Origin of the sequence: Sphingopyxis sp. H073 (genome assembly GCF_001468395.1) — a bacterium.
GTDB lineage: Bacteria > Pseudomonadota > Alphaproteobacteria > Sphingomonadales > Sphingomonadaceae > Sphingopyxis.
Genome location: NZ_LNSG01000005.1, coordinates 40,244 through 58,710 on the forward strand (window position 1 = coordinate 40,244; position 18,467 = coordinate 58,710).

The following is an 18,467-nucleotide window of genomic DNA, read 5'->3' on the forward strand; positions in this document are numbered from 1 at the left end:
CTCTGATGGCTGCTTCGCTGGTGCTGTCTGCCTGTTCAGGCAGCGAAGCTGATGACCAGTCTGCAAAGGCGGCGCCGCAAGGCCCGCGTGAGGTTCGGACGTTGATCGTAAGGACCGAATTGCTGACCGAACCCGTGAAGGCGTTCGGAACTATCGCAGCCAAACAAAGCAGTGCAATCGGAGCGCTCACCGAAGGCCCGGTCGAGCGGATCTTTGTGAAAGTCGGTGACAGGGTGTCACGCGGACAGCCGCTCTTTCGCATCAGACAAGCCGACTATCAGCGGAACGTGGCTGAGGCACAAGCTGCGGTTGATCTTGCGACCGCTCAAGCGATTGAAGCCGAACGGCGCTATGAACGCGTGATAGCTCTTGCGCCGAAGGGTTTCGTTTCGAAAGCGCAGGTCGATGCGGTTGAGACTCAGCTTGCCGTTGCGCGCGCGCAAAAGGCGCAAGCTGTTGCTGCACTCGGCACCACGCAGCAGGCCCTGAGCGATACGATTACGCGCGCGCCTTATGACGGCGTCGTAACCGCGCGCCTCGTTGATGAGGGGGTCTATCTCAACAATCGCTTCGCGGGAGGCGGTCAGTCGGCCGCTCTTCAACTGCAGGAGCTCGGCACCGTCGCGGCGATTGTCAACGCGCCGCAGGAATATGTCGACATGCTGCGGCGAGACATGCCAGCGCGCGTTTTCATCGAAGGGTTCGACGCGCCGTTCGATAGCATCGTCTACATCATCAACGACCGGGTCGATCCTGAAAGCCGGATGATCGAATTGCGGCTGCCGATCGCCAATCCCAACTACCGGATAAGCTCCGGCCTTGCAGCGCGAGCCGAGATCCAGATCCCGCCCGAACCAGCCATCATTCTGCCCCGAACAGCCATTCTCGGCGACAGCTCCGCCGCCCATCTTTTCATTATCCGAGATGGCAAGGCCCAGCGCCGCGAGGTCAGGTTCGACAGCATCGACCTCGATAAGGTGCGGATCCGGTCAGGCTTGGCGGCAGGTGAGGAAGTGATCCTCGATCCTCCGGCAACCTTGCGCGACGGCGAGCCAGTCAAACCACTCCGCACGACCGGCGAGAAGTAAGATGTGGCTGGCCGATGTTTCGATCCGGCGTCCAGTCTTTGCGACGATGCTGATTGTCTCGCTCGTCGTGCTTGGCCTTGTTTCCTTCGGCCGTCTCGGGGTCGATCTGTTTCCCGAAGTCGAATTTCCCTACGTGTCGGTGACCACCACGCTGCCTGGGGCGTCGCCTGGGACGATCGAGACCGAAGTCACCGATATCGTCGAAGAGCAGCTCAACACCATCGCGGGCCTGCGACAGATGCGTTCTGTCAGCGCCGAAGGGGTGAGCATCGTCAATCTCGAATTCGAGCTCGAGCAAGACGCCGACCTCATGGCGCAGGAAGTCCGTGACAAGATGTCACGGCTTGGCGCTGATCTGCCCGCTGACGCCGAGCCGCCGGTGATCGAGAAAGTCGATCCAGATGCTGCGCCTATCCTGTCGGTGCTCTTGTCTGGCGATATGCCGATCCGCGATCTGACCACCTTTGCGGACGAGGAGTTGAAGGAGCGGTTGCAGCGCGTGCCCGGGGTCGGCTCGGTCGAGCTGGTTGGCGGGCGCGAGCGCGAAATGCGCATCTGGCTGGATGCGTCCGCGATGCGCGCGCGCAGCATCACGGCAGACGACGTCCTCTCGGCAATCCAGCGTGAAAACGCAGAGCTTCCGGGCGGAAGACTGGTGACGGAGGGGCGAACACGCCAATTCGGCATCCGCACGCTTGCCGAAGCAGCGAGCGCAGCTGAGTTCGCGAGGATTCCGATTGCCTATCGCCCGAATGGCCAGACCGTCCGTATCGGCGATGTCGGCCGTGTCGAAGATTCGGTCGAAGATGAAACCAGCTATGCGCAGCTTGATGGCAAGCCTGGTGTGGTGCTCGAAGTGCGCAAACAGAGCGGTGAAAACACCGTTGCAGTTGCCGAGCAGATCCGGGCGGCAATCGCGGACATAAGCGCAAGCGCACCGGATGGGGTCGACCTAGTTATCGCCCGCGATACATCGCGCTTCATCGAACAGGCAATCGGCGACGTGCTGTTCGATCTTTTCATCGCGGTGTTGCTGGTAGTCGCCGTGACCTTTCTGTTCCTGTTGAGCTGGCGCGCGACGATCATCGTTCTCCTCGCCATTCCAACCTCGATCGTTTCCACCTTCGTCGCTTTCGCCGCATTTGATTTCACCATCAACATGATCACCTTGCTGGCGCTGACTGTGGCGATTGGTCTGTTGGTGGATGATGCCATAGTCGTGGTCGAGGCAATCCAGAACGATGTCGATGCCGGTGTTGATTCAACCGAGGCGGCACATGCTGCGACCAAGCGCGTCGCACTGGCGGTGCTGGCAGGCACGTTCGCTACGCTGGCGGTCTTCGTTCCGATCGCCTTCATGGAGGGAATAGTCGGCCGTTTCTTCTTCCAATATGGACTGGCAATCGTGTTTTCTGTCAGCGTCTCGATGCTGGTTGCCTTTACGTTGACCCCGGCCCTGTCGGCCCGATTGCTGCGCCCGGAACATCCGGAAGATGGCTGGCTGGGACGTATAGAGCGATTTCATGTCGGGATGCGCCTTCGCTACGAACGACTCGTCAGCTGGGCCATTGGCAGGCGGTATGTGGTGCTTGCTGGCGCCTTGGCGAGCGTTCTTGTCGGCGGATTTTTTGCCGGGCTTGTGCCGAGCACCTTTATGTCCTCCACTGATCGGTCAGAATTTCTCGCGACGGTCAAGCTACCCCTTGGCACGGGAATCGCCGGAGCGCGCGACGCGGCACAGCAAGCGGATATTGTCTTGCGCGAAAATCCGGAAGTCGAATTGGTGTTCGCAAGCGCGGGCAGCGGCAACAATCCCAAGGTCAACGAAATCGATATCTATGTCGGGCTGACCCCTAAGCGGACCCGCGACCTGTCGCAAGATGACCTGATGACCTTCGCGCGCGACGCCCTGAGTGAAGGTGTCGCCGGAGCGCGCGAGGTATCTGTTGCGGAGGTTCCCTGGGTGTCGGGCGGAGGTGTCGGGCAAGCTGCGATCGAGCTGATCATCACCGGGAGTGATACTGCAGCGATCAACGATTATGCGCAATGGCTACAAGGTGAACTCGCTTCCCGGCCCGATTTCGTCGACGTCCGCTCGACCTATGAGGGCGGCCGACCCGAATTGCAGATTGTGCTTGATCGTGACCGCGCAGCGGACCTCGGCATATCGGCGCGAAGCCTTGCCGCAGCCTCTCGCACGCTGGTCGGAGGCAATGATGCGGGAACCTTCGAAGCCGACGGGCGGCGCTATGATGTCCGCGTGCGCCTCGACGAAATTAATCGGCAGACCCTCTCGGATGTTCAGGCACTGCCACTCAGAACCGGACAAGGCACGCTGGTCGATCTAGCAGCAATCGCCGATGTCGAAGTGGCATTAAGCGCCGCGGAGATCGACCGTATTGATCGATCGCGCCAGATTTCAGTGCAGGCGAATACAGCCCCCGGCGTAGCGCTGAGCGTCGCGGTTACGAAGGTCGAGAACCTCCTTGCGTCCAACCCGCCGCCGCCTGGACTTTCGATCCGGACCGAGGGCACAGCGCGAAGACTGGCCGAGACGGGGGAGGCAATTGTCTTCGCGTTCGCCCTTGCAATCGTGGCGCTGTACATCGTGCTGGCAAGCCAGTTTAACAGCTTCGGGCAGCCAATCATCATCATGCTCACTGCGCCGCTTTCATTTTCAGGCGCTTATTTTCTCATGTGGGCAGGGGGGCAGGAAATGAGCCTGTTTGCTCAGATCGGCATGATTGCACTGATGGGGATCGTGATGAAGAACGGCATCCTTCTGGTCGATCTTGCCAACCAGTATCGCGACGCAGGCATGGACCCGGCCTCGGCAATGCGCAAAGCAGCGCCCGAACGCCTGCGGCCCGTCCTGATGACAGCGTTGGCGGCGGTATTCGGGATGCTGCCAGTCGCGCTAGCTCAGTCGGATGCCGCTGAGTGGCGCAATTCGATGGGCTTTATCATCATCGGCGGCTTGACCACTTCCACATTCTTGACGTTGCTGGTGGTGCCCGCCGCCTATTCTGCCGCGGGTGATCTAAGAGGGCTTACTGGGCGTTTTCGCACCATGGCTCGAAACAGGCTGCATGGCTAAACCGCCTCTCGCCTTTTAGTGATCCCTCCCTATGACCGCTTTGGGTCGGTTCCTAAATGGCAGATTTTTTCAACGAAGGCAGCTTCCTGCCGTTCGGCTTATGGTGACGGAACCTGCCAGTCAGCTTCTGCGCGTTTCTCGCCAGCAGCCGACATTCAGGAAACGACCCCATTGCAGTCATTCTGCAAGTGTCAGAAACTACGTCTATGCCGTTCTACCGCTTCATGATTCATGGCCGTGACACCCGCCATCCGGACGACGTCCGAGGCTTCTTCACAACCCGACATGCGTATGCTGCCACGAAGGAGAAGGCGGCAGAGAAGGTCCTGTTACGACTGACCAAGGAGTTCACGACGGGCGTTTCTGCCGCGATCTGGAACAGCGATGCTCCGAAGATGACCGTCGAGGACGGCTGGCGGATCGGTATCCACCAACTCCGCTCGGCACCAAACAGGGGCAGCACCTTCTACGAGCCCTGACGACAGCTAACCACCCATTCCCGGTCATGAGCTGGGCCGATGCGCCATCCCGAAAGCGGCATGTCCGCTTCGGGCCGAACTATCAGGCTAGTCTGGCAGCCGCGAGCGGTTGAGCTGCGGTCGTCACCCGAATCGGTCTGCTCGGGCTGCGAATTGTGGCGATCCCAGGATCGCCTCCACATGAGCATCCAGCAATTGCGGCATTCTGACCTCTGACGAGCCGCGCGCTCCAAATCCGGAGCATGCCACGCTTTCCATTCGCGCGGCGACAACGAGTAACCCCGAGGCCTGCGTGAACCGCAGATCAGAAGGGGAGGGGGAGGGGATGTGTGCCCGGGTGATTGCCGGGTGCACATCAGGAGTGACCACGATGCTTATTCCCTTTTCCCGGCTCTATCTGAGCGATGCCAATGTGCGCAAAACGCGCAGCGAAGAAGACGATATCCAGCTATCCGCCGACATCGAAGCACGCGGCCTTTTGCAGAACCTGCTGGTCACCAAGAGCAAGAAGCGCGGCAAGTTTGCCGTGATCGCCGGTGGCCGCCGGTTGCGGGCCATCGAGATGATCGTCGCGCGCGGTGCGTGGGACCCCGATACCGAGATCGAATGCAAGCTGCTTGAGGGCAGCGAAGAGGAAGCTGGCGAGGCCTCGCTTGCCGAGAACTTCCAGCGTGTCGGGATGTCCCCCGCTGAGGAATGCCGCGCCTTCCAGCACTTCATCAAGGAGGGCAGCGATGTTGCCGCGGTCGCCAAACGCTTTGGTCTCACCCAGCGCTTTGTGGAAGGCCGCTTGCGGCTAGCAAACCTTGCCGAGCCGATTTTCGAAGCACTCGCCAAGGGCGATGTCACCCTCGAGATCGCCAAGGCTTATGCTGCGACCGATCAGCACGAGGTGCAGTTGCGGGTCTTTGAGCAGATGCGGTACGCCTACAATCCAAGCGCCGATGCCATCCGGCGCATGGTGGCGAGCGGTTCCATGCGCGGCAACGACCCAATCGCGCTGCTGATCGGCGAAGATGCCTATGTGGCCGCCGGCGGCAAGATCGAGCGCGACCTCTTCAGCGAAGCGGCAGATGATCGCTGGATCGACATCGAGATCGCCCACAAGCTTGCGGCCGAGAAGATGGAGACCGAAGCCCAGCGCATTGCTGCTGAAACGGGCCTTGCGTGGATCAGCCCGGTGGCGTCGACCAATTCATGGCAGGCGCGCAGCGAAATGGGCGTCAATGCGGTTCGCCTCCCGCCCGCGTCGCTCTCCGAAGAAGCACGTGCCCGAATTGACGCGATCGATGCCCGAATGGAAGAAATCAGCGAGATCATCGACGAAGGCAATGAAGGCGACCCTGAAGGCGACGGGGCCGATTTCGGGCAGCTCGAGGCCGAGTATGAGGATCTCGATGCTGAGCGCGCCGACCTCAATAACCCGGTGCGCGAACTGCCCGAAGAATGGCGCAGTGAGGCCGGACGGTTCCTGGTTCTCACCACCCGCGGCGAGATGGTCCTCGAGGCCGATTACTACAGCGAAAAGCGCCTGTCGTTCGAGACCGATGAGAATGGCAAGGTGACAGCGACGGCCGAAGAGCCGGTGCCAGGTTCCACCAAGCGAGGCAGCGCTGCACCTTCCAGGCCTGAGGCAGTTGCGCCGGGCACGGAAAAGCCGATCAGCGCCCGCCTGTTCGACGAGCTTTCGGTCCAGCGCCGCAATATCCTGTCGGCATCGCTGCTCACCGATGCGGGGCTCGCGCTCGACTTTGCCATCTTCGCTTTGGCTGACAGTCGCAGCTATGAAAGCCGGGGAACCTCGATCAAGGGCGGTAGACCCAGCGATCCTGCGACCGGAGAACTTTCGCAGTCCACAGCCGAAGGGATTCTCGCCGAGGCCGAAAACGCGCTCGACACGGCATGGCAGGAACATGGCTGTGCAGCCCAGCGCTTCATTGCCTTCCGCGAGCTTGCCGACGAAACCAAGGCGGCGTGGCTCGCCTATGCGGTGGCCATCTCGCTCGAAGCCAAGAAGGGCTATGGTTCGGAATACCATCCGATCCATGCTGTCATCGGCAGTATGCTCGACATCGACGTCGCTGCGATGTGGCGGCCGACGGCCGAGAATTTCTTCGACCGGGTCAGCAAGACCTCGTGTCTTGCCGCGCTGACCGAAGTCGGCGGCAGCGATCTTGCGGCGCGTTATGCCGCATCGAAGAAGGCTGACCTTGCCAAGACCTGCGAGACGATCTTCGCCGGCAAGGCGATCGTTGAACAGGACGTCAAGGAAGCGGCGCTGGCGTGGCTCCCCGAAGGCATGAAGTTCACGATTGCTGCCAATCCCGCTGATCCGGTCATCCCGGACACCGACGAAAGCGACCCTGTCGCCGACGTCTGCGATGGCGATGACGGTGAAGCCGAAAGCGAGGCCGACGAGCTCCTCAAAGACCATCAACATGAAGTCGCCTGTGAAGAAGCGGCGGTAGCCGCCTGAAGCGGCGACTCACCCCTCCTGATGACCTGGCCCGGCCACTCGCCTGAGTGAGCCGGGCCTCTTTTTTGTTGAGGAGCAGGCCAATGCGCCAACGACCCAAGCGTGATGTCGCGCAGGAAATCACCAATCTGATCATCAATACAATTGAGGCCGGAACGCTGCCCTGGCGCCGACCCTGGAAAAAGACCGGTATGGGTGGCGCGCCGCTGCGCGCTGCAGGCGTCCCCTATACAGGGATCAACCGCCTCTATCTTTGGGCGGTCGCCGACCACTATGGTTATGGCTCACGCTACTGGATGACCTGGCGCCAGGCCATTGAGCTTGGCGGACAGGTCCGCAAGGGCGAGACCGCCGAGCCGAGCATCTACTTCAACAGCACGAAGAAGACCGCGGTCGATCAGGCGACCGGTGAGGAGTCGTCGAAAACAATCCGCTTCATGCGCGCTTACAGCGTGTTCAACGCCTCGCAGATCGATGGCCTGCCGCCGCATTTCTATCCGAGTCCGGTGCCTGAAGCGCCGCCGACGCCCTCGCAGAAGACCGCTGCCATCGAGCGCTTCTTCGCACCCGTCCCGGCGGACATACGCCTCGGCGGAGACCGCGCGTTCTACTCGCCGGGCGCAGATTACATTCAGCTTCCGCACCCCAATGTCTTCAACACCGAAGACGGGTTCGTGGCCACGAAAGCGCACGAACTCGGCCATTGGTCGGGCCATGCCTCGCGGCTCGCCCGCGAATTTGGCAAGCGTTTCGGCGACAAGGCATACTCTTTCGAGGAGCTCGTCGCCGAGCAGGTGAGTGCCCGGATCTGCTACGAACTGGGCCTTCCGGCAGACCTCCATGAAAGCCACGCCAGCTACGTCTCGCACTGGCTGGAAATACTCAAGGCCGACAAGACGGCGATCATCACCGCGGCCGCGAAGGCCGATCAGGCGTTCAACCATCTTGCGGCCTATTCGGGCTACCAGAGCGAACCTGCAGAGGATGAAGGGGAGGAAGCCGATGAAACGGCGCCAGTTTCGGCTTGTGCTTGAGCCAGCCCCCGAGGAGGTCGTTCGCCTCACCCAGCTTCACCGTTATGCCGGCGATGTTGCAGGCCGGGGGAGGGCGCCCATTGGCGGTGTGCTGGCTGAGTATATCGCAGGCCTGTTTCCCCAAAGGGATCTACGCCAGGTGCTGGACGGTCTTCTCGGCAAGGGGGACGCCGGTTGGTCACTTGGCACAACTCCGGATCAAGGCCGATCGCTTGTCATTCAGACAACCGAGGCGGGCGTTGCGGTCTCGGCAGTTGCGCGAATCCTCGAACAGATTGCGCCAAACACGCTCCTGCGACCGATGATCTACGAGCCGTTGCCGCTGCAGAACCCGAGCGAGCACCGCGGCAGCCTGCATTGAGGGAAGGGGGATGGGGCCATTGCATCTTGCAATGGAAAGGAAGCCTCATGTCCTGCGACATCGATTACCGTTACCGCCGCGCACTCCAGCCTGATGGACTGACAACCTTCGAAAATGCGCTGCGAGCATTGAACGAGGCCGTGGATGATGTTCGCCTTGCAGGCCGGCAGGCTGCAACCTGTCCGGCTGTGCTGCTGCTGACGCGCCACCTTCAACGCATTGCTGACGGAAGGCCGACCGAATGTGAGGCAGACGACCAGGCTCTGCGGTCCCAGTGCATCGAACGCCTTGCCGAGCTCAAACACAGGCCTGCGATCATTGCGCTGGTCAAACGCGGGCTCGACTATCGTCCCGAAGAACTGCGCCACTACCGGCGCGAGGGCACGCGCGCCCTTCGGCAGATCGCAGCAGGGATCGGGCTCGAGCATGCCGATTACCGCATCAGCTATTACACCTCACAGGAACAGCTCGCGGGTGAGCATGTGCTGGAAGCCGAAGGTATCTATGTCCGAATTAGCCCGGAAAGGTTCGGCGAGCCGGGTCTCGCTTGGCGCAACCCGTTCTGGAAACCGCCTGGCGCGGTGATGCGCAAAGCGCCGATCACCGCCCTTGCAGACATTCCCGCACTCACGGCGCGGATCGCGCGCGAATTGAAGATCGCACCTCCGGCGCAGCCGGGGCTCATCTGAAGGAGAACACGCATGGGCTGGCTTTACATGCACCGTGCCGGAATGGGGGGCTTCGACACTCCCAAGGCCTATCTCGACAATCAGCTCACATGGGAGCGCGAGAACGAAGAAACCGGCAGCTTCGAAGGATGCCGGGTCATCAGAAGCGTGTCCACAACCGGGGCCTATTACGCGGCTGTCCAGCGCTATGGACCGAACAACCAGACCCACGCCATCTCCGCGGTAATCTGTCTGGTCCGCTGGAACCCCAAGGCCGCAGACGGCCTCCTGTTCGGCTACAAGGACAGTGCGCCGTTGCGGCGCTGAAATGGAGTATCAGTGATGATGAGGTAAGTTGAGAATGCCTCTGCTCGCCGGACTAACCTCGGGCCTCACAAGGTCTGAAATCCCGAAAGGGACGGGGAACAATAGCATGTTCGGAAAAGGCCGGATGCGTCTGAGTCGCAAATCGAGGCGATGACGGTCAGGGCAAGGTGCGTATGGTGAAGGCTACACTGCTTAAATCCCAGTCTGCAGCAATCTATATAGCGATACTGGCGAAAGCGACTGTCACGCCAGGTCCGGATGATGACAGCGGTCTCATGTCTTGGCCGCCTGTTTCTCAGCCCATCCGGTGCGCCTCTCGTCGAGGGGTTTAGTGGACGAACGGGACACCTAACCGCGCCGCATCTCCATTCAGCGTAACTACGGGATGCCCTAAACAGGCGGCTTAGGCCGGCCTGCATGGGTACGGAGCCGCCATATTACTCAAACGCCCGGGGTAATGCCTGGGACATCGACCTCTTCGGAGGCGGCGGTGCAACCGTATAAGGTCTCGAGCGATTGGGCCGAAAGCGGGGAAGACCGGGGGAAGGGCGGCAGCTGTGATTCTTCAACCACCAATCATGGGGTGTGCTGATGCTGCCAGAAACTGTGAAAGGCCGGTTGGAGGCCATTCCGGCGCTCGTTGCGTCGGGCAAACGGGTAAATGGGCTTTATCGTCTGATGGGGTCTCGCCTCCTCTGGGAGGAGGGGCTCCAGAAGATCGCATCCAACAAGGGTGCGATGACGCCGGGTATTGACGGCGAGACCTTCGCGGACTTCGGACCGGAAGACCTCGACCCGCTTATCGCCAGTGTGACGGCGGGGACCTATGAACCCAAACCAGTGCGTCGGGTGTTTATCCCGAAAGGCAAGGGCAAACGGCGTCCGCTGGGGATTCCCACGTGTGATGACCGCCTCGTTCAGGAAGTGGCGCGGCAATTGCTCGAACGGATCTATGAGCCGGTGTTCTCGAACGCCTCCCATGGATTCCGGCCGGGCCGGTCGTGTCATACGGCGCTTGAACACGTCAAAGCCGTATGGACGGGGGTGAAATGGCTCGTAGATGTGGATGTCGCAGGGTTCTTCGAGAACATCAACCATGACATTCTCCTGCGGCTGCTGCGGAAACGGATCGACGATGATAAATTCATCGGCCTGATCGGCAGCATGCTTAAGGCGGGCGTTATGGAAGACCGGGTTCACACCCGGACCTACAGCGGCACTCCGCAGGGCGGTATCGTCTCTCCAATCCTGGCCAACATCTATCTCCATGAACTCGATATGTTCATGGCGGAACGGATCGCGGCTTTCGAAAGGGGGAAGGTCCGTGCCACAAACCCGGAATATGGGCGACTGGCTGGGCGCATCCAGAAACAACGGAAGCGCGTCACCATGCTGCGGGCTAAAGACAATGTCGATGAGGTAAAGGTTGCGGCCGCCTTGGCCAAAATCCAAACCTTACTGCCGCAAAAGCGTTCCATCCCGTCGAGAGATGCGATGGATCCCGGTTATCGCCGACTTCGTTACTGTCGCTACGCGGACGACTTCATGATTGGGGTTATCGGTAACAAGGAGGATGCACGAAGCGTGTTCGCCGAAGTCAGGGCATTCCTGACCGACGCACTGGCGCTCACGGTGTCCGAGGAGAAAAGCGGTATCCGCAAGGCGAGCGATGGAGCCGCCTTCCTTGGATATGAGGTCCGCACATATACGACACGTCAACGGGTTGTCCGGAGTCGACAAGGCTCCGTCAGCTTCCTCCGTCGGCCGCCGTCGGAAGTTATGCAGCTTCATGTCCCTTGGGAGAAGGTCCACGCGTTCGCCTCGGCAAAAGGCTATGGTGATCTGTCGGTGTTGAAGCCGCGTCATCGGAGCCTGCTGCTAAGCTGCAGCGACGTTGAGATCGTCCTTGCTTACAACGCCGAATTGCGGGGGTTTGCGAACTACTATGCTCTCGCCAAGGATGTGAGCTACAAGCTGAACAGGCTTGAGTTTCTCCAGCGGTGGAGCTTGTTCAAGACCTTGGCTAGCAAGCACAAAACTAACGTGCGAGCGGTCGTGACCCGCATGAGGACGGGGCAGGAATTTACCATCGACTACGACGTCGATGGCCAGCCCCGCTCGGCCAAAGTCTGGAAATTGGCTCATCTGAAACGTGATCCGGCCACCTCGTCCAGGATTGATATCCAGCCTTGGACGCAGGTGTTCACACACTCACGTACGGACTGGGTTGATCGTCAAAATGCCAAGCAATGCGAGGCCTGCGGTCGATCCGATATTCCGTGTCAGGTGCACCATATCCGGGGAATGGCCGATGTTTCGCACCGCGGCTTTGTCGTGAGGATGAAGGCGGCCCGCGCGCGCAGGACAGTAGTCCTGTGCGAGCAATGCCACCGGGATACTCATGCTGGCCGATTGCCCGATCAGCGCGAAGGACTGGTAGGTCACAGTGGAGAGCCGCATGCAGTGAAAGCTGCACGTGCGGTTCGGCGGGGGGATCAGGGCTGACTCCATGAGCAGCACCAATCCTACCCGACTGGATGAAAATTCAGGACCGGTGGAGGCCGGGTGCCCCAGAAGTGTCCTGGAGGAGTTGGGGCCAACCAGTCATCCTTATGCCCTCGACTGGCGCAACCGGTGCTACCGCCAGCTCCGGCTCAAGGAACGCAAGATCGCCGATGGCGACATGATCCGGCTGCCTGAACCGATGAAGTTCACCGACGGCACCGAACACGCTGAATTCAGGGTGACAAAGCGCGGCGCGAAAATTGAACTCAGCACGCCCGATGGCCGAGGCCGGTTTCGCATCAGCAGATTGATGGAGCGCCGATTTGAAGTCGTGCCCCCAAAGCGCGCGGTGCGCACATTCTTCCCGGCGACGCCGTAACGCTCGGGAGGTGATCATGCTGCCTCAGAGCCTGGACCCCAGAAGGGCGATCCTGTGCGGGCGCGCCAATGCCGAGCGTGTCGCCATTCGGATGACCGCAAATTCCGGGCAGAGCCATGCCGTGGTGAGGACGGACAGCAAGCTCCAGCCCTTTTGCGTTCTGCCTGCAGAAGAGGGCCTTGCCGGCGCGATCGAATTGCAGGTCGTGGTTTTGTAAGAGCGGGTAACCTCTTCGGCAAAACGGGAACACCTGCTGGGTTTGACACCCAAACCTTGATTACCGCAGATATTGACGCTATATCGCGTCAGAATTCATGGGAAAGTGCAATGGCGATTCAAAACTACGCTGACAACGGCGCGTTTGCTCCGCGCAAGATCGTCGACGCGCTGCGGACGACCAGCGACGAACTCGCACGCTCGCTGGGCCTCGGCAAGGATGCGATCCAGCGCAAGGACCGGATCGCGTCCGACCGGACGCAGCGCCGCCTTCGCCAGATGGTCGAGGTGCTCAACAAGGTCGAGCCGCGCTTTGGTTCGGCGTTGTTGGCCTATGCCTGGTACCGCTCGGAACCACTGCCGGGTTTCTCGGGCCAGACTGCCATGCAGCTCGTGCAGAGCAACCGGGCCGATGACGTGCTGACCTATATCGACGCGGTCGACGCCGGCGTCCACGCCTAGTCCAATGCACTTTACCGGGCTGCTCTACCGCGCCCACAATCCGGTCTGGTCCCGTGAACCCCTCTCAGGGGAGGGGGCCGCCCGATTTGGCGGACGGTTCAATCGCATGGGGCGCACGGCGCTCTATACTTCCCTCGCCCCTGAGACCGCGCTGCGCGAGGCCAATCAGGCTGGCACGCTGCAGCCCACCACGCTGGTGGCCTATCAGGCCGACATCGGGCCGCTGCTCGATGGCCGGGACACGGCTGCATTGCATCCCTTCGGCATCACACCGGCTGAACTCGCCGACCCGTCATGGCGTGATCGGATGCTCTCCGGCAAGCCGGTCCCGACGCAGGACCTGGCGGAGGCCGCGATCGCGCAAGGCTATGCTGGCATCGTTGTCCCGAGCTACGCCCGCGGCGCCCCCGCAGACGCGCTCAATCTTGTCCTATGGGACTGGGACGGGCGCATCACGCTTGTTGATGACGACGACCGACTTGGCCTTCGCAATAACTGATGGCCTCTTATTCCTCGATCATCCCTCCGAGGCCGGGATCGAGATACCACGATGGGCCTTCGGTAAAGTCGGCATTGCGGGCAGGAACAGGGCCATCAGGCTCTGACGAGACGTAAGGGTTGACCATCGGCGCAGGGTGCTGGCCCGAGCGCAGAATGTGCCCCGACATCTGGCATCGTGGCCCGAGGATTTCGAAGAGCCATTCGAGATCGTCCAGCATCTGGACAACTCCGCGCCCTGCCAGCGCATAGTAGAGGCAGCGCTGATAGTCATCGCAATGGCAGGACAGGATCTGCGTCAGCCGAGCCTTGGCATTGGGCAGGCCCTGGAAGACGCCCTGCAAGGTCTCATAGAGCTCTCGCGCCGAGTAATAGGCATCGAACGGCTCCACTCCGATCGAGGCATTGGCGAGCATGCGCTTGGTTGGACGGCAATTCGGATCAAGCGCCGCGTCGCGCAGCGTGACATCGAGGTCGAAATTGCCGATATCAAAGACCTTGTTCATTATTCATGGGCTCCTGCAGATTATGAACATACCGTGAACAAATGATAGGGTCAAGGCGTCATCATGCATGTGGCTGGTAGGTAAGGACACCACAGGAAAGACCGGCAGGGTCGCCATCAGCGACGAGCTGAAGGCTGCGCTGGTGCGGTGGTATACAGGCCGGGGCAGCGAGGCCGACCACCGCGCTTGCGTCTCACTGGTCTCGACCGCGCGAGAGAACCACAAGTGGATCGCCTGCGATTGCCTTGGGGCAGAGCGGCCGCCGCCGCTGATGAGCGCGGCCTATCTCAGTTTTCAGGAAACCTATTACCTCCGGCGTCTTACTTCACGGCCAGGCCACGATTCAGGTTGCCCGTTTCATCTGCCGCAGGCGCCACCGCGCATCCGCGAGACCGTGAAGGATTCTCTCTATGCCATCGGCCTGCCAAAAGGCCTGTTCAGCGCACACCAGAAGGCCCCGGAGAAGCTTGCACAGAGGCCAGAGGACATAGAGCCTGACGACCGCTCACGCGGCGTCGCCATACCGCGCCTCGGCAAGCTGCTCTGGCTGCTGCTCGAGCGAGCAGGATCGAACATCCTGCGCGAATTACCGCCCAGTGGCAGGCGCGCAGGCTCGATCAGCGAAGAAATGCGCCACCTCAAGCGCGCCGCTCAGGGCCTCGACATCGCGCCGGGCATCCGGCTGTCGGATCATCTCCACACCAACGCGATCGATTACGAGAAACGGCGGGTCCATGCCCGATTGCGGGCTGCGGCCGAGACCTGGCCGCCCGAGTTTGCACCGCAGGCCTTTCTGCTTCTCGAAGCGAGCGAGGTCACATCAAGCGAGGTGGTGACGGGGCTAGGAACTGTCGAAATCCGCAATCGCATCCAGCACACCGGGATCATCCGGGCCGAGGTCGAGCCACCCTTTCTCGTGCTGGCCGTCGTCGGCGAGCATAGTCGGCGCGAAGGATACCTGGCGCTGCGCGCCTATGCCCAGCCTGTCTTCAGCGGGAACCAGTTCGTGCCCGCCGAGCGTGAACACGATCGCGACGTGCTGCGCGCGCTCCAACAGGCCCAGTATGAACTGCGCCGTCTCGGTGTCAGGATGGCGGTCAAGAAGGTCCTCTTTGACATAACGCTGGCTGCGGGCTCAGCGAGGCCGGATTTACTGGTGGCGCTGCTCGATGAGCATAGCGGGGTGGAATGCAAGTTCGCGCTCCAGATCCTGCAGTCGGATGATGCCGACTATCTTGAGCTGCGCAGCATCGAGCGCGAGCGTCTCGGTCAGGCCGGGCTTGTCGTATCCATGGCCGTCAGCAGCGTAACGCCTGAGGCAATTATCAGCCAAGCCCGCCGCCTTCTCGAGTGAAGGGGAGGGGGAGGATGTGAGCGAACCGGAAGAAGGAGAGTTCGCTCATGACATGCTTTGCTCCGTCGCCGCGCCCATCGACATCGATCTGGGGTGCTGTCCAGCAGGCCGATCAGCTGGCCCCGGGATTTGGTCGGTGATGACCGCCAGCCACGGCGGCATTATTTTGTCCGATCAGAGACAGGCCGCCATGCCGCCGGCGCTACAGATCGAGGGAGGGTCCTACGAAGAAGACTGCGATTGGTCGCTCCCGATCCTTGCCTTTTCCAGCGAGCTTGATGGGCAGGGGTCCTGCTCCGCGGGCTTCCTGCAGCTTGCCCGCGATACCGCCAAATGTTGGCATCCGGACCGCTTCAGCGCCTTTACCGGCGAGGCTGTCGAGGAGAATGCTTCCGCGATCCTGCGGACGCGCAAGGCCTATATGGCTGCGATCGGCGAATTCTGCGTCACCAGCGCGTGGGGCGAGTGGGCCGAATGGGTGCCGGAAGGCAAAGTCGGCGTGATTGCCCGGCAAGTCGAGCGCGTCGATCACCTTGGCCGGCCAACCTATGGCGAGGCTGAGGTCTGCGCGCTGGTCGCGAAGGACCTCTACGCCGCGCGCGGCGAGGTCACAGCGCTGCGGGATACGGCGCACGAGATCATTCCGATGCCCGAGGCCCTGCGGCCTAAGCGCGCGGGCTGAAGAGCAGGCCCAAGCCGTCCGGCTCCGACCAGGCGTCAATCCGCCGTTCTGAAGGGAAGGGGGAGAGGAAGGGCGAACCAGTGCGATGAAGGACCCCTTGCCATGAACCCGACAGTTATCCGACCCAGCGTCAGCCCGAAGACGATCACCAAAGTCACGCGCCTCTTTAACGGCACCATCGGCGATATCCTCGGCGAGCTCCTCCAGAACAGTCGCCGCGCTGGCGCGTCCCGGATTGATATCGCCTGCTGCGCGGATCAGGACGCAGCGCGATTGACCCTTGTCGATGATGGAACCGGGGTCGCCGATCCCCAGACCATGATTGCGCTGGGGGATTCGGGCTGGAGCCAGCACATCCATGAGGCCGAAGACCCGGCAGGCATGGGTGTCTTCAGCCTCGCGGGCAAGGATACCCGGATCAGCTCACGTCATGCCGATGCCGACACCGGATGGTCGGTCCATGTCCCAGCGGATGGCTGGACTGGCGCGCAGGACATTGCCGTGCGGCCCCTTGCTCGCCCGGTTGGCACGACCATCACCTTCCTGATGCCCGGGGTGAGCGAGCAGACGACCGAGCGGATTCTGCGCGAGGTCGCGAAGTTCTACCCGCTGCCAGTGTTCTTCAATGGCGCGCAAGTGCCGCGCGAGGACTTTCTCGCAAAGGCGATCTACATCGCCGAGTGGAACGGCAGCCAGATCGGCGTGTTCGAGGGGCGCGAATACCACCAGGACCCCACCACGAACTTCCATGGCATGGTGCTCACCCGCAAGCTTGCCAGCGTCTCGGAGAGCCTTGGCGGCAAGACCTACCATGCCCGGCTCGATATCGGGGCCACCCCGGGCCTTGCCCTTGTGCTCCCGGCGCGCAAGGAATTCGTCGAGAACGCCGCCTTTGCGGCGCTTCAGGCAGCGTGCAAGCGAACGATCTATGCCGCGCTGGCGCACAGAGGCCAGCACCGGCTTTCCTTCGAGAACTGGAAGGAAGCCCGCGATCTGGGGGTTGCCCTGCCGGAGGCGGACCCCTGCCTGCCCCGCTGGCATGCGGCCATCGCGGAGAGCGACAACGTCAATGTCGAGTATGAGGAAGTCACAGCAGGTGCGGACACGATCCTTGTCGCGGATCTTGAGCCCGATATTGCACAGGGACTGGAGCGCGCGCTGCGCGAGCACCCTTTGCGCCAACACCTCGTCGAGAACCATCCCGCATACGCTGGCTATGGCTGGTATGACGCGCTGCATCAGCTCGGGAACGTGCGCTTCTATGTTGCAGCCGGGGAGCAGGGCCACGTCATCGCCGAGAACGGCAGCTTTCCGCCGCTGGATGACCATGTGCGTGCCGAGACGATCGAGCTGAGGTTCTGTGTCTTCCACCGCGCCAGCGAAACGCAGCGCGAGGAACGGATCCCGGCAGATGTGGCCTTCGTCGTAAACGAAGATGGCTGGTACAGCGGTGTCGACCAGATCCGCATCGCTTATGTGCCGGGTCCGGCGCTGACCCCCGACACGCTGGTCGATCTGATCGAGAACGTCTGTTTCTGCGCGAGCGACGACAGCGAGGCCGACTCCTGGGACACCCAGCACGAGCACTTCTTGCGCGATGCGCGCGAACTCGCGGCCCGGGTGCTGCTCGGCGAGGACGAGGCCATCGCGGCGCGCATCCGCGACACGCTCGCCGGCATCCTGTGGGTCATTCCCAAGGATCGGCAGGTCGCCATTACCGTCGCCTCGGGGACCGCGATCGATGTTCAGCTATCCGCTTGTTGCCTCCTGGATCGGGACGAGACCTCCAATGCATGACACATCCGACATCTCTTGCGCACGGCAACGCACCGAGCACATCGCGCAGCTCAATGATGCAGCGCGTCAGGGCCGTGACCGCACGGCCCGCATCGTCATGACATCCGGGCTGCTTGCAGAACTCGGCGGCGACACCGCGGCAGACAGCATGATGGCCCAGGCTCGGTTGATGGCCGCTCTGCGCCATTGCACCTTCGCCCCGGATTCGCCCGAGCGAGACTTTGCAAGCATGGATGTCGATGGCATCAAGGTGCTGATGAAAGTCGATTTGTATGATCCGGGCCTTGTCAAGGTCGCATTGAACGGTTCCTTCTGTTGACAGGTTGGGGGGCCCCACACGCAATGCTCAAGGATTGGCTTCATTCGTTCCGAGGTCAGCTGATGCACTATCCGTGCATAGACTTGTATCCGGTCGCGGCCGTGCCCGCGCACCATAATCCGTATTCACATCCCCGGATCGAGCAAAGGCAGATGCGGACCAAACTACTACTGGGCGTTTTCAGGCGCCATCAACTTTCCCGGTCACACATCACACCAA

18 protein-coding genes are annotated in these 18,467 nt (G+C 61.5%); 17 read left to right on the forward strand and 1 reads right to left on the reverse strand.

Annotation, left to right across the window (positions count from 1 at the left end):
- The first annotated feature begins 5 nt into the window (after window positions 1-5).
- The 13 genes from ATE64_RS10715 to ATE64_RS10775 all read left to right on the forward strand — a co-directional run bounded on the left by ATE64_RS10715 (window position 6) and on the right by ATE64_RS10775 (window position 13,591).
- Window positions 6-1,088: an efflux RND transporter periplasmic adaptor subunit gene (locus ATE64_RS10715; protein ID WP_058800340.1), complete on the forward strand. Its 1,083-nt coding sequence runs from the start codon at window positions 6-8 to the stop codon at window positions 1,086-1,088.
- A 1-nt stretch (window position 1,089) separates the two neighbouring features.
- Window positions 1,090-4,185: an efflux RND transporter permease subunit gene (locus ATE64_RS10720; protein ID WP_058456853.1), complete on the forward strand. Its 3,096-nt coding sequence runs from the start codon at window positions 1,090-1,092 to the stop codon at window positions 4,183-4,185.
- A gap of 206 nt (window positions 4,186-4,391) precedes the next feature.
- Window positions 4,392-4,664, forward strand: coding sequence for a hypothetical protein (locus ATE64_RS10725; RefSeq protein ID WP_058456854.1), 273 nt, complete (start codon window positions 4,392-4,394; stop codon window positions 4,662-4,664).
- Window positions 4,665-4,956: 292 nt separating this feature from the next.
- A complete protein-coding gene (locus ATE64_RS10730) occupies window positions 4,957-7,140 on the forward strand; it encodes a ParB/RepB/Spo0J family partition protein (protein WP_156416648.1) in 2,184 nt (727 codons plus the stop codon).
- 47 nt (window positions 7,141-7,187) lie between these two features.
- Complete coding sequence (locus ATE64_RS10735; RefSeq protein ID WP_231729192.1) at window positions 7,188-8,174, forward strand: zincin-like metallopeptidase domain-containing protein; 987 nt, start codon at window positions 7,188-7,190, stop codon at window positions 8,172-8,174.
- Window positions 8,143-8,535, forward strand: a complete 393-nt coding sequence (locus tag ATE64_RS10740; protein ID WP_150126424.1) for a hypothetical protein — start codon at window positions 8,143-8,145, stop codon at window positions 8,533-8,535. Before ATE64_RS10735 ends, ATE64_RS10740 begins: the two co-directional genes overlap by 32 nt.
- Window positions 8,536-8,582: 47 nt before the next feature.
- Window positions 8,583-9,224, forward strand: a complete 642-nt coding sequence (locus tag ATE64_RS10745) for a hypothetical protein (protein ID WP_058456858.1) — start codon at window positions 8,583-8,585, stop codon at window positions 9,222-9,224.
- A gap of 12 nt (window positions 9,225-9,236) precedes the next feature.
- Window positions 9,237-9,530: a hypothetical protein gene (locus ATE64_RS10750; protein ID WP_058456859.1), complete on the forward strand. Its 294-nt coding sequence runs from the start codon at window positions 9,237-9,239 to the stop codon at window positions 9,528-9,530.
- A 591-nt stretch (window positions 9,531-10,121) separates the two neighbouring features.
- Window positions 10,122-12,035, forward strand: coding sequence for a reverse transcriptase domain-containing protein (locus ATE64_RS10755; RefSeq protein ID WP_058456860.1), 1,914 nt, complete (start codon window positions 10,122-10,124; stop codon window positions 12,033-12,035).
- Between the two features lie 4 nt (window positions 12,036-12,039).
- Window positions 12,040-12,414: a hypothetical protein gene (locus ATE64_RS10760; RefSeq protein ID WP_156416647.1), complete on the forward strand. Its 375-nt coding sequence runs from the start codon at window positions 12,040-12,042 to the stop codon at window positions 12,412-12,414.
- A 16-nt stretch (window positions 12,415-12,430) separates the two neighbouring features.
- Window positions 12,431-12,631 (forward strand): hypothetical protein, encoded by a 201-nt coding sequence (locus ATE64_RS10765; protein ID WP_058456862.1) that lies wholly within the window; start codon window positions 12,431-12,433, stop codon window positions 12,629-12,631.
- Between the two features lie 110 nt (window positions 12,632-12,741).
- Window positions 12,742-13,092 (forward strand): antitoxin Xre/MbcA/ParS toxin-binding domain-containing protein, encoded by a 351-nt coding sequence (locus ATE64_RS10770; protein ID WP_054590611.1) that lies wholly within the window; start codon window positions 12,742-12,744, stop codon window positions 13,090-13,092.
- Between the two features lie 4 nt (window positions 13,093-13,096).
- The gene (locus tag ATE64_RS10775; RefSeq protein ID WP_058456863.1) at window positions 13,097-13,591 is read left to right on the forward strand and encodes an RES family NAD+ phosphorylase; all 495 of its coding nucleotides are present in this window, start codon (window positions 13,097-13,099) and stop codon (window positions 13,589-13,591) included.
- Window positions 13,592-13,598: 7 nt separating this feature from the next.
- On the opposite strand, the gene ATE64_RS10780 is transcribed toward ATE64_RS10775, so the two are convergent.
- Window positions 13,599-14,096 (reverse strand): hypothetical protein, encoded by a 498-nt coding sequence (locus ATE64_RS10780; RefSeq protein WP_058456864.1) that lies wholly within the window; start codon window positions 14,094-14,096, stop codon window positions 13,599-13,601.
- 67 nt (window positions 14,097-14,163) lie between these two features.
- Here ATE64_RS10780 and ATE64_RS10785 point away from each other — a divergent pair, with 67 nt between their 5' ends.
- The 4 genes from ATE64_RS10785 to ATE64_RS10800 all read left to right on the forward strand — a co-directional run bounded on the left by ATE64_RS10785 (window position 14,164) and on the right by ATE64_RS10800 (window position 18,248).
- Complete coding sequence (locus ATE64_RS10785) at window positions 14,164-15,450, forward strand: hypothetical protein (protein ID WP_058456865.1); 1,287 nt, start codon at window positions 14,164-14,166, stop codon at window positions 15,448-15,450.
- A gap of 16 nt (window positions 15,451-15,466) precedes the next feature.
- A complete protein-coding gene (locus tag ATE64_RS10790) occupies window positions 15,467-16,132 on the forward strand; it encodes a hypothetical protein (RefSeq protein WP_156416646.1) in 666 nt (221 codons plus the stop codon).
- Between the two features lie 102 nt (window positions 16,133-16,234).
- Window positions 16,235-17,929 carry an ATP-binding protein gene (locus tag ATE64_RS10795; protein ID WP_058456867.1) on the forward strand — a complete coding sequence of 565 codons (1,695 nt, stop codon included), beginning with the start codon at window positions 16,235-16,237 and terminating at the stop codon, window positions 17,927-17,929.
- Entirely contained in the window at window positions 17,922-18,248 is a 327-nt protein-coding gene (locus tag ATE64_RS10800; RefSeq protein ID WP_058456868.1) for a hypothetical protein, read from the forward strand. Before ATE64_RS10795 ends, ATE64_RS10800 begins: the two co-directional genes overlap by 8 nt.
- Window positions 18,249-18,467 lie beyond the last annotated feature (219 nt).